At 68.7% G+C, this 12151-nt stretch carries 7 protein-coding genes; 6 read left to right on the forward strand and 1 reads right to left on the reverse strand.

Going from position 1 to position 12151, the window contains the following annotated elements:
* The first annotated feature begins 184 nt into the window (after positions 1–184).
* The 4 genes from ACGFYV_RS18810 to ACGFYV_RS18825 are packed head-to-tail and all read left to right on the forward strand — an operon-like array spanning position 185 to position 4183.
* Positions 185–1444, forward strand: a complete 1260-nt coding sequence (locus tag ACGFYV_RS18810) for an NAD(P)/FAD-dependent oxidoreductase (RefSeq protein ID WP_393879501.1) — start codon at positions 185–187, stop codon at positions 1442–1444.
* Positions 1441–2187, forward strand: a complete 747-nt coding sequence (locus tag ACGFYV_RS18815; RefSeq protein ID WP_393879502.1) for a DUF1365 domain-containing protein — start codon at positions 1441–1443, stop codon at positions 2185–2187. The genes ACGFYV_RS18810 and ACGFYV_RS18815 overlap by 4 nt, the downstream gene beginning before the upstream one ends.
* On the forward strand, positions 2184–3479 hold the full coding sequence (locus tag ACGFYV_RS18820) for a class I SAM-dependent methyltransferase (protein ID WP_393879503.1): 1296 nt from the start codon (positions 2184–2186) through the stop codon (positions 3477–3479). The genes ACGFYV_RS18815 and ACGFYV_RS18820 overlap by 4 nt, the downstream gene beginning before the upstream one ends.
* A complete protein-coding gene (locus ACGFYV_RS18825; RefSeq protein WP_393879504.1) occupies positions 3476–4183 on the forward strand; it encodes an alpha/beta hydrolase in 708 nt (235 codons plus the stop codon). Before ACGFYV_RS18820 ends, ACGFYV_RS18825 begins: the two co-directional genes overlap by 4 nt.
* A 40-nt stretch (positions 4184–4223) precedes the next feature.
* On the opposite strand, the gene ACGFYV_RS18830 is transcribed toward ACGFYV_RS18825, so the two are convergent.
* On the reverse strand, positions 4224–5834 hold the full coding sequence (locus ACGFYV_RS18830) for an alpha/beta hydrolase (protein ID WP_393879505.1): 1611 nt from the start codon (positions 5832–5834) through the stop codon (positions 4224–4226).
* A 431-nt stretch (positions 5835–6265) separates the two neighbouring features.
* On the opposite strand from ACGFYV_RS18830, the gene ACGFYV_RS18835 reads away from it, so the two are divergent.
* Entirely contained in the window at positions 6266–9826 is a 3561-nt protein-coding gene (locus ACGFYV_RS18835) for a choice-of-anchor D domain-containing protein (RefSeq protein WP_393879506.1), read from the forward strand.
* An 82-nt stretch (positions 9827–9908) separates the two neighbouring features.
* A complete protein-coding gene (locus ACGFYV_RS18840) occupies positions 9909–11882 on the forward strand; it encodes a discoidin domain-containing protein (RefSeq protein ID WP_393879507.1) in 1974 nt (657 codons plus the stop codon).
* Positions 11883–12151: the final 269 nt, after the last annotated feature.

The raw sequence follows: 12151 nt of genomic DNA on the forward strand, positions 1-12151 counted from the left end.
GAAGCCTGACGCGCGTCCACACGCCAACTCGCAGGTCGCGGTGGCCGGTTCATGGAGACCGCGATCGAGCCGCACCCACTGCCCGTTGAGACCAGCTTGTCAGGCCTTTGGGGTCAACCTCCCCGCGACCGCAGCACCGTGGGCGATCGCGCATGGATATTGGCGGCTGGTTCGAGGAGGGTCCGTGGAGCGACGAAGAATCGCAGTAATAGGTGGCGGGATCGCCGGGCTGACCGCCGCCTACGTCTTGCGGCATGCCTGCGAGGTGACGCTGTACGAAGCCGACAACCGGCTCGGCGGACACTCTCACACCCACGACATCGCCTCAGGGCACGAGGAAACGGTGCGTGTGGACAGTGGGTTCATCGTCCACAACGCACGGACGTACCCATGGCTCCTGAAGCTCTTCGACGAACTCGGGGTGCGCACCCAGGACGCGGAGATGAGCATGTCGGTGTGGTGCGAGGGGTGCGGCCTGCAGTATGCGGGCGCCCGCGGACCGTCGGGCCTGTTCGCCCAGCCACGCAACATGCTGCGGGGGCGCTACCTGCGCATGCTCGCCGAAGTACCGGTTTTCCACCGCGCGGCCCGCGCCCTGCTCGCATCGGAGCGCGACACCGGCCTGACGTTGGGCGAGTTCGTCGAACGAGGCGGCTTTTCGGCCTATTTCGTCAACCACTTCGTGACGCCACTGGTCTCGGCGGTGTGGTCGTGCGCGGCGCGGACGGCGCTGCAATACCCGGCCGCGTACCTGTTCCGGTTCCTCGACCACCACGGGCTCCTGTCCGTGAGCGGCTCGCCCCGATGGAAGACGGTGTCCGGCGGCTCGATCGAGTACGTGCGTCGGATGGCCGAACACCTCGGCGCCGTCCGGACCAGCACCCCGGTGCGCACCGTGCGGCGGTCGGCCGACCGTGCCCACGTGGTGACCGAGGACGGAACGACCGGCGAGTTCGACGCGGTGGTGCTCGCCGTCCATGCCGATCGCGCGTTACGGATCCTCGCCGACCCCTCGGAAGCCGAACGGCAGGTGCTCGGTGCGTTCGGCTACTCCCGCAATCCCACGACACTCCACACGGACAGCCGTGTGCTGCCCACTGCCCGGGCGCGGGCGTCGTGGAACTACCTGATGCCGTCCTGCGAGGCCACGGCCGGTGAGGTCCAGGTCAACTACTACATGAACCGGCTGCACCGTCTGGAAACGCCTGAGGAGTACGTGGTCTCCCTCAACGCCGGCAGCCGGATCGACGAGCGACGTGTGCTGGCCCGTATGGTGTACGAGCACCCCGTGTACACGCCCGAATCGGTCGCCGCCCAGCGGCGGCTGCCGGAGCTCAACACGGCGGTCACCGTGTACGCGGGCGCGTACCACGGCTGGGGGTTCCACGAAGACGGCTGCCGCTCAGGGGTCCAGGCGGCCGCCGCGTTGGGGGTGTCCTGGTGACCGGCGCACATCCGCCGGTGCCGGCACTGTACAGCTGCCGGATCACCCACATCCGCACCGCGCCGATACGGCACGTCATGCGGCACCGCACCTATCTGTGGCTGGTCGATCCGGACAGTCCGCCGGTCCTGCCACTGGTCCTGCGCCCGTTGGCCCGCTTCCGGCCCGCGGATCATTTCGGGGGCTCGGATCCGTCGATCCGCGCGGGGCTGGAGCGTTTCCTGGCGACGCGGGGCATCCAGCTCGGCGGCGGCCGAGTCCTGATGCTCGCGCACGCCCGGGTTCTCGGCCACGTCTTCAACCCGCTCACCCTGTACTGGTGTCACGGCCCGGACGGCGCGTTGCGGTGCATCGTGGCGGAGGTCCACAACACCTACGGCGAACGTCATTGCTATCTCGTGGAGACCGACGGGCGCAGCGGGTCCGAGGTGCCCAAGGAGTTCTACGTCTCGCCGTTCTTCCCTGTCGAAGGCGCCTACCGGATGCGACTGCCGTTACCCGGTGAGCGCCTGGACCTGACGGTTTCGCTGCACCGCGACGGGACACGCCCGTTCACCGCGACCGTGCGGGGCAGGGGCGGCCCTGCCACACCCGGTCGGCTACTGGTCGCGGCGGTGCGGCATCCGTGGTCCACGCTCGCGGTCTCCGCCGCCATCCGGCATCACGGCATCCGACTGCTCCTGCGCGGCTTGCCGGTGTATCCCCGCCCCCGCCCCCGTCCTCACGCCCAGGAGGGATCATGACCGCAGTCCACCAGTCCAGCGATCGCAGTACCCCGGCCTTCGGCCTGTCCGTGGACATCGACGAGTCCCGGTGGCCTGATGTCGCGCGCGCGCCGCGCAGTTCTCCATTGTGCGCCGGCGTGGCGGGATTTCTGCTCCGACGGGCCTTCGAACGCCTGCCCCTCACCGTGCGATGGGGGCAGACGCCGGCGGCGGGCGGCACGGGACCGTTGCTGGAGATACACGACCCGGAGGCGTTCGTCCAGCGCATCGGGGCCGACGGCCTCATCGGCTTCGGCGAGTCCTACATGGCCGGGGAATGGAGTGCCGAGGACCTGGTCGAGGTGCTCACTGTGCTGGCGGCCAACGCGACGTCACTGGTCCCGCGTCCGTTGCAGCGTCTGCGCGGCACGTGGATGAGGCGGCACCCGGCCGGCGAACGCAACTCCCCGGAGGGGGCGCGCGAGAACATCCGCCGCCACTACGACCTTTCCAACCAGTTGTTCGCTCTCTTCCTCGATGACACGATGACCTATTCGTCAGCGGTTTTCCCCCGTCTCCCCGCACGTTGGGACGACCTGGCCTCCGCCCAGCGGCGCAAGATCGACCGCTTGCTCGATGCGGCGGACGTGGGACCCGGCACCAGGCTGCTGGAGATCGGCACCGGCTGGGGTGAGTTGGCCACACGGGCCGCGGCTCGCGGAGCCCGGGTGGTGACGGTGACCCTGTCGCGGGAACAGCGTGACCTCGCAGTCGAGCGGATCACCCGTGCGGGCCACGCGGACCGGGTCTCCGTCCGGCTGTGTGACTACCGGGAGATCGACGGTGTGTACGACGCCGTGGTGAGTGTGGAGATGATCGAGGCCGTAGGCGCTGAATACTGGCCCGTCTACTTCGACCGGTTGGCCGGCGTGCTGGCCCCGGGAGGGCGTATAGCGCTCCAGGCGATCACCATGCCGCACAAGCAGGTGCTGGCCACCCGCGGTGACTACACCTGGATCCGCAAGTACATCTTCCCCGGTGGTGTCATTCCGTCCCTGAGGGCCGTCCGGCAGGTCGCGGCGGGCAGCGGGCTGCGGGTCGAGAACGTGGAATCCTACGGCGAGCACTATGCCGAGACCTTGCGACTGTGGCGGCACAGGTTCCTCGACAGAGCAGACGGCCTGGCGGACCTCGGATTCGACGAGACGTTCCGCCGCATGTGGGAGTTCTATCTCGCCTACTGCGAAGCCGGATTCCGGGCCCGCTACCTGGACGTTCACCAGGTGCTTCTGAAGCATGACGGCACCGCGGACACCGAAGGTGCCCGATGACTCGCCGGTCCTTCCTGCGGAGGTCCCCGGGACAGGACAGCGGGACGAACGCGGCGCACGCGACCACCTCACGGCTGAAGGTCCACACCGCGCCGCCGCGGCCCCGCGCCGCAGTGCTCTTCCTCCACGGAGGCCGAGTGGCAGACCTCTTCCCGCCACCGTCGATCAACCTGCCCGAACTGCGCATGCGTCCTTTCCGGTGGACGGTCCGCCTCAGGCTCCGACAGCACGCCCTGCTTCTGGCATCGGTCCGCTACCGCCACCGCGGATGGAACGGGGAACGGGAGGACGCGGCGTCTGATGCCCACAGTGCCCTGCGGGAGCTGTCCGCACTGGCACCCGGGGTACCGGTCGTGCTGGTCGGTCATTCCATGGGGGGCCGGGCAGCGCTGCGCAACGGCGGGTACCCGTCCGTACGCGGCGTCGTCGCCTTGGCGGCATGGTGTCCACCGGACGAACCCGTGTCCCATCTGCGAGGCCGCACGGTCGGGTTCGTACACGATGAACGGGATCGAATCACCCCTGCCGAGGACGCCTGGGCCTTCGCGCGGCAGGCCCGCGGCGCCGGCGCGAACGTCCACACGGTGTCGGTGCCACGCGGCGGTCACACCATGGTCCGCGGCGCCCGCAGGTGGCACCGGATCACCGCGGATCTGGTGACGCAGCTTGTGGAGACGTCGGCCACCGTCACACCCACGCGGTGAACGCAAGGTCCTCCCTCGTGGTGTGTGACGCGGCTTCTTGTCAGCTGGTCGGTGCCGGGAACGGGTCGAGGTCGGACGTGAGAACTTGGCCGGGCTTCGGGACCTTCTGGTCCACCAGATAGGAGGTCACCATCGCGTTGAGGGCCTGGTTCTGGCCGACCGCGCAGTGCTCGATCATGTCGACCGTGACCAGCACGACGTTGCCGAGTTCTTGTTGCAGGTTCAGGGCGTACACGCGCGGGGTGGCCGGGTCGAAGAGGTTGCTGACGGCCAGGACCGGGTTGGCGGTCTTCCTGTTCCACGGGCCGGCGTAGCCCTCGCCGGCCCGCGCCGGGAACGGCCAGGTCGCGCACGGGGGGCTGTCGAAGATCTGGTAGCGGCCGAACGTGGGGGCGTTCTGCTCCCAGGTGCCGGCCAGGTTCGCGAACGTTCTGGGGTTCGTCGGGTACGGCTTGTCCTGGCAGTTGACGCCGAAGTAGGAGTCGTCCGTGGTGTACGGGGAGTCGCCGAGCGTGTCGCGCAGTGCTGTCGGGGCGATCTCGGCCAGTAGGTCCGCGTCGTCAGAGGGCACCGTCCCGGCCAGGGTCCGGAGGGCCGGCTGCGGGTTGATCACCTGGTCAAGGGCCTGCAACGAGCGGGCCAGCGGCGCCAGTTGGGCCTGCACGTACAGGGCGCCGGCGACCTGGCCGGTGAAGCTGCTCAAAGTGACCTGCGCACCGCTCGGCAGGGTCACGGGGCTGGTGCGCAGGTGGTCGCGGATCGCGTCGAACCGGGCGCGGGTGTCGCCCTCGGCGAACGCGCAGCGCGACGTACCGGCGGCCTCGCAGCGCTTCAGGAACTCGTCCAGCGCGAGTTCGAAGCCGGCCGCGCGCTGCCGGTCGTACTCCAGGCCGTCGTGCGTGCGCAGGTACGGGTCGACGTTGCCGTCGATGACGAGGGCGCGCACCTTGTCCGGGAACATGTTGGCGTACGTGTCGCCGATCAACGTGCCGTAGGAGAAGGCGACAAAGCTCAGTTGTGCGTCACCGACGCCCTGACGCATCCGGTCGAGGTCGCGTGCCACGTTCATGGTGGACATGTGCTTGGCAAGGGCACCCGCGTTGGCGGCGCACGCGTCGGTGTAGTCCTTGTCGGCCGTGAGCGTGCTGTTCACCTCCGCCGGTGTGACGGGCACAAGGGTCTTGCGGGAGAGGACCGCGGTGGCGTCCTCCTGGGTCTTGAAGCACTGCAACGGGTTGCTGCGGGCCACACCGCGGGGGTCGAAGCCGATCAGGTCGAAGTGGTCCAGGACGCGGGGTTCGAGCCGGTTCGTGGTGGCCCACAGGTAACCACTGCCGCCGGGGCCGCCGGGGTTGATGAACAGTGAGCCGATGCGCTCGGACGGGTCGCCGGCCCGCCGCCGCATCATGGCGATACCGATCTTCTGCCCGGACGGGTTCGCGTAGTCCAGCGGCACCGGGTAGACGGCGCAGTCGTAGATCCCCGGATCGGGCTTGGACGGGTCCGGGTTGCAGGGCGTCCAGACCACCCGGGGGACCTGACCGGACGTGGCCGGGGTGGGGGTCGTCGTGTCGGCGGGTGCCGGCGCGGCCGACGCCGTGGCGGTGACGCCGCAAACGAGGGCGAGGGCGCTGAGGAGCGAAGTCGCCAAAGCTGATATGCGAGACAAAGTGCCTCCTTCTGTCATGAAGACCGGTAAGGATGGCAGTACTTGAGGATCCGGTAAAGATCCTGTGCGGCTTCTGAAAACTTTCACCGCGTCAGGTCGCGCGCATGACGGGCCGACTGGCGGTCGGTCACCCCTGGGCGAAGATCGCGTTCGCGATCGCATGAGATCTTGCAGGGAGAATTTTTATTGTTGCAATGCGCCATCTAGTTATTGCGCCTCCTTGTCGCTGAGATTACGGTCCCCCTCGCGTCATCATCAGAACCCCCCTGTCTCCCCCCGCCTCCCCCCGCTTTCACCCCCGGCCTTCGCCCCTCCTGGCCTTCCCCCCGCCCTCGTCCCCCCTCCTCATGCCCCTCCCTCCCTGGCGGTGTCAGCGGCACATTTCCGGCATGTCCTGATGAAAGGAGTGGTAAGTGCTCCATTCCATCCGACAACTGAGACGAGCCCTCGTCTGGGCGGTCAGCACCGCGATGGTCGCTGCCGTCGGCATCGTGGCCCTGGCTGTCCCACCTGCCTGGGCCGCGGCCACCGCCACCGGCGGCAGCGGCGCGAGCCTGCCGTACGTCGAGGTGCAGGCGGAGAACTCCGCCACCAACGGCACGGACATCGGCCCGAGTTACACCCAGGGCCAGCTGGCCGACGAGGCGTCGTACCGCAAGGCGACCACGCTGCAGGGCGCCGGCCAGTACGTCACGTTCACCACACCGGTCGCGACCAACTCGATCAACTTCCGCTACAGCATCCCCGACACCTCGGGCGGCTCGGTCTACACCGCCTCGCTCTCGCTGTACGTCAACGGCGTCAAGCAGCCCGACTTCACCCTGACCAACGCCTACAGCTGGTACTACGGCAGCTACCCCTTCACCAACACCCCGGGCGGCAACCCGCACCACTTCTACGACGAGGCCCACCGCCTGTTCTCCACCACCTATCCGGCGGGTACGACCTTCAAGCTCCAGGTCGACCCGGGCGACACCGCCTCCTCGTACACGATCGACTTCGCCGACTTCGAACAGGTCGGCGCCGCCCTGAACGCACCCGCGGGATCGGTGTCGGTGACCGGCAAGGGCGCCGACCCGAGCGGTGCGGCCGACGCGACCGGCGCGTTCAACGCCGCGATCAGCGCGGCAGGACCCGGCGGCACCGTGTGGATCCCGCCCGGCACCTACAACATCCCCGGCCACATCAGCGTCGACGACGTCACGATCGCCGGGGCCGGCATGTGGTACTCGACCGTCACCGGCACGGCACCCGGCTTCTACGGCAACTCCGCGCCCTCGGCCAGCACCCACGTGCACCTGCAGAACTTCGCCGTCTTCGGCAACGTGCAGGAACGCGACGACGGTGCCCAGGTCAACGGCATCGGCGGCGCGATGAGCAACTCGACCGTCGCCAACCTGTGGATCGACCACATGAAGGTCGGCGCCTGGATGGACGGGCCGATGGACGCTCTGACGTTCAGCGGTCTGCGCATCCGTGACACCACCGCCGACGGCATCAACTTCCACGGCGGCGTCACCAACTCCAAGGTGACCAACAGCGACATCCGCAACACCGGCGACGACGGCATCGCCACCTGGGCGGACTCCGCCATCGGCGCCGACGCCAACGACACGATCTCGAACAACACCGTGTCCCTGCAGATCCTCGCCAACGGCATCGCGATCTACGGCGGCCACGACAACACCGTCAGCGGCAACCGGGTGGTGGACAGCGGCATCAGCCAGGGCGGCGGCATCCACGTGGGGCAGCGCTTCTCGTCGACACCGGTCGGCACCACCACCATCTCCGGCAACACCATGGTCCGGGACGGCAGCCTCGACCCGAACTGGCAGTTCGGCGTGGGCGCGCTGTGGTTCGACGGCAGCCAGGGCGCGATCACCGGCCCGGTCAACGTGACCAACGCGCTGATCCAGCAGAGTCCGTACGAAGCCGTCCAGTGGGTCGAGGGCACCATCAGCGGCGTCAGCCTCACCGACGTGACCATCGCCGGTACCGGAACCTTCGCCCTCCAGGAACAGACCGGCGGCGCCGCGAAGTTCACCAACGTCACGGCGACCGGCGTCGGCTACTCCTCCCCGGTGTACAGCTGCTCGGTCGGAAGCTTCACGGTGACCGACGGCGGCGGCAACTCCGGTATCGGCGGCACGCCGTACTGCGGAGGGTGGCCCGCTCCGGTCTATCCGCCGTACCCGTCCGAAGGCGTGACGGCCACCCCCGGCGCGCTCAACTTCGGTTCGGTCCCCACTGGTTCGACCAGCGACGTGCAGAGCGTGACGGTCTCCAACCCGACCGGCACCGCCGCGTCCGTCTCCTCGGTCTCCACCAGCGGCGACTACTCCCAGACCAACACCTGCGGCTCCTCCATCGTGGCGAACGGCTCGTGCACCGTCAGCGTGAAGTTCGCGCCGACGGCGACCGGCGGCCGTAGCGGTACCCTGACCGTCGACGCGGGCGGGGTCACCAACACGGTCAGCCTCTCCGGAACCGGCACCGCGCCGGGCCCGGTGCTGAACACCGACCCGGCGAGCCTTGCCTTCGCCGCCACGGTGGTCGGCTCCCCGGCCGGCACACAGACGGTGAAGGTGACGAACTCGGGCACCACCCCGGCGACCGTCTCGGGCGTCTCGGCCACCGGTGACTTCAGCCAGACCAACAACTGCTCCACCCTCGCGGTCGGCGCCTCCTGCACCGTGACCGTCGGCTTCACGCCCACCACGGGCGGATCGCGCACCGGCAACCTGACCGTCACCAGCAACGCCAACAACAGCCCGACCGTCGTCCCCCTGGCCGGCAGCGGCATCGACAGCACCACCGATATCGCCGCCGGACGGCCGGCGTCGGCGAGTTCGGGCAACAGCCCGTACGTCGCCTCGAACCTCACCGACCCGGACGCCTCGACGTACTGGGAGAGCGCGAACGGTTCGTTCCCGCAATGGGCCCAGGTCGACCTCGGCCAGAACTACGCCGTCGGCAAGGTCGTCCTCAAGCTCCCGCCGGCGACGGCGTGGTCGGCCCGCACGCAGACGCTGTCGGTGCAGGGCTCCACGGACGGCTCGAACTTCTCCACGATCAAGGCGCCGGCCGGCTACACCTTCGACCCGAACGCCAACGGCAACACGGTGACCATCACGTTCGACTCCGCCACGGCCAGATACCTGCGGGTGAACATCACCGCCAACACCGGGTGGAACGCCGCCCAGTTGTCGGACTTCGAGGTGTTCCCGAGCGGCGGAGGCTCCTCCAACGCGACCCTGTCGGCAAACCCGGCGTCACTGTCGTATCCCACCCAGGCCCTCAACACCGCCAGCGGCGCGCAGACGGTCACGGTGACCAACACCGGAACCGCGGCCGCGACCGTCTCCGGCATCACCGTCACGGGCGACTTCTCCCAGACCAGCACCTGCGGGACGTCGATCGCGCCGAACGCCTCCTGCACGGTGCGCGTCACGTTCACGCCCACCGCCTCCGGCACCCGCACCGGCGATCTCAGCATCGCCAGCAACGCGTCGAACGGCACGACCACGGTCGCGCTGACCGGCACCGGCGCCGGCGCGGTGAGCAGGAACCTGGCAGCCGGCGCGGCCACCACCGAGTCCAGCCACACCGACGTCTACCCGTCGTCCAACGTGACGGACGGCAACCAGGGCACCTACTGGGAGAGCGCCAACAACGCCTTCCCGCAGTGGGTCCAGGTCGACCTCGGTTCCGCACAGAGCGCGAGCCGCGTCGTCCTCCAGCTCCCCGCGACCTGGGGCGCCCGTGACCAGACGCTGTCCCTGTCGGGCAGCACCGACGGCTCCTCCTTCAGCACCGTCAAGTCGTCGGCCACCTACACCTTCGATCCCGCCAACGGCAACACGGTCACCCTCACGTTCACCGCGACCACCCAGCGGTACTTCCGGGTGAACATCACCGCGAACAACGGCTGGCCGGCCGGCCAGATCTCCGAATTCCAGGTCTGGAACACCTGATCCGACCTGCCTGCCGGTGCCGCCGGGCGCGAGTGCGCCCGGCCGCACCGGCCACCGAGGCCACTCGACCCGAGGAGTCCAGATGGGTGTCACACGCAGAGTCTTCTTGCAGGCCGCCATCGCGGCCGGCGCGGTGGGAGCCATGGGCGCCACCGAAACCGTACTCGCCCCGCGCGCGTCGGCGGCCAGTGCGCCCGGCGACGTGGTCGGCAAGATCACCGTCGGCTACCAGGGCTGGTTCGCCTGCGTCGGCGACGGCGCGCCCATCAACGGGTGGTGGCACTGGAGCCGGGACTGGGGCCGGACGCCGTCCCCGGCCAACTCCGCCATCACGTGCTGGCCCGACGTGCGTGACTTCACCAGCACCTACCAGACGTCGTACGCCTCTCTCGGCAACGGCCTTCCCGCCACGCTGTTCTCCTCGTACGACCAGCAGACGGTGAACACCCACTTCCTGTGGATGCAGCAGAACGCCATCGACACCGCCGGCCTGCAACGCTTCAACCCCAACGGTGGCGAGGGCCCCACCCGCGACGCCATGGCGACCAAGGTGCGCAGCGCCGCCGAGTCGTACGGGCGGAAGTTCTACATCATGTACGACGTCACCGACTGGGCGAACATGCAGCCCGAGATCAAGACGGACTGGACGAACAAGATGTCCGCGCACACCGCGTCCCCGGCGTACGCGAGGCAGAACGGCAAGCCGGTCGTCTGCGTCTGGGGCTTCGGCTACAACGACAACCACCACCCCTTCTCCGCCGACGCCTGCCTCGACGTCATCAACTGGTTCAAGGGCCAGGGCTGTTACGTCATCGGCGGTGTCCCGCGTGAATGGCGGACAGGTGTCGGCGGCTCACGGCCCGACTTCCTGGGCGTCTACCACGCCTTCGACATGATCTCGCCGTGGATGGTCGGCGCCATCGGGAACGTGGCCGAGGCCGACAACGCGTACGCCACCTACACGGTCGGCGACCAGGCCGACTGCAACGCCCACGGCATCGACTACCAGCCCTGTGTCCTGCCCGGCGACGTCTCCGGCCGGCAGCGCGCGCACGGCGACTTCATGTGGCGGCAGTTCTACAACGTGGTGCGGGCCGGGGCGCAGGGCATCTACATCTCGATGTTCGACGAGTACAACGAGGGCAACCAGATCGCCAAGACCGCCGAGACACTGGACTGGGTACCCACCGACTCCGGGTTCCTCGCCCTCGACGAGGACGGCACCCACTGCTCCTCCGACTACTACCTGCGCCTGACCGGCGACGGCGGCCGCATGCTCAAGGGCGAGATCGCGCTGACCGCCATCCGCCCCACCCAGCCGGTCGTCTCCGCCGGCGGCGACACGACGCCGCCCTCCGCGCCGGGTGCCCTGGCCGTCACCGGGCACACCGGCACCTCCGTCACGCTGGCCTGGAACGCGTCCAGCGACAACACCGGCGTGACCGGCTACCGCGTCCTGCGGGTGTCCGGCTCGACCAGCACGCAGGTCGGCACCACCGGCGCCACGTCGTTCACCGTCACCGGGCTCGACACCTCCACCACGTACACCTTCGACGTCGTCGCCCTCGACGCGGCGGGCAACGCGTCGCAGCCCTCCAACCAGGTCACCGTCACCACGGACCCCCCTTCGGGCACCACCAACCTCGCTCTGCACCGCCCCACCGCGGAGAGCAGCCACACCCAGGTCTACGCCTCGGGCAACGCGACCGACGGCGACACCAACACCTACTGGGAGTCCGCCAACAACGCCTTCCCACAGTGGGTCCAGGTCGATCTGGGCGCCTCCACCGGTGTCAAACGGATCGTCCTCAACCTCCCACCCGCCTTCGTCTGGGCCACCCGCACCCAGACCCTTTCCGTCCAGGGCAGCACCGACGGCGGCAGCTTCGCCGAGCTTCTCGCCCCGGCGGGCTACACCTTCGACCCGGCGACCGGCAACACCGCGACCGTCACACTGCCCTCCACCGTCACCACCCGCTACGTACGACTCACCTTCACCGCCAACAACGGCTGGCCTGCCGGACAGGTCTCGGAGTTCCAGGTCTACGGCGCCTGATGCCCACTTCGCCCGGGATTCATTGACGTGTGCATGATCGCTCTGTAGCGTCTTTTCAGTCCAGGTTTCAGTTTTTGCAATGAATCATGGGCAATAGAGCGAGATCGACATCGAGGTTTTCGCGCAACAGCCGACTCGCAGAGTTCGTCACCCCCTCGTTCCACCCCACCCGCTAGGAGCCGAGGAAGAGGATGAGAACCACCAGAAGATCCTTCGCGCCACCCGCGCTGTCCGCCTCAGGCCGGCAGCGAACCGCCGTCGTCGCAGTG

This window comes from Streptomyces sp. NPDC048297 (assembly GCF_043201585.1).
Taxonomy (GTDB): Bacteria; Actinomycetota; Actinomycetes; order Streptomycetales; family Streptomycetaceae; genus Streptomyces.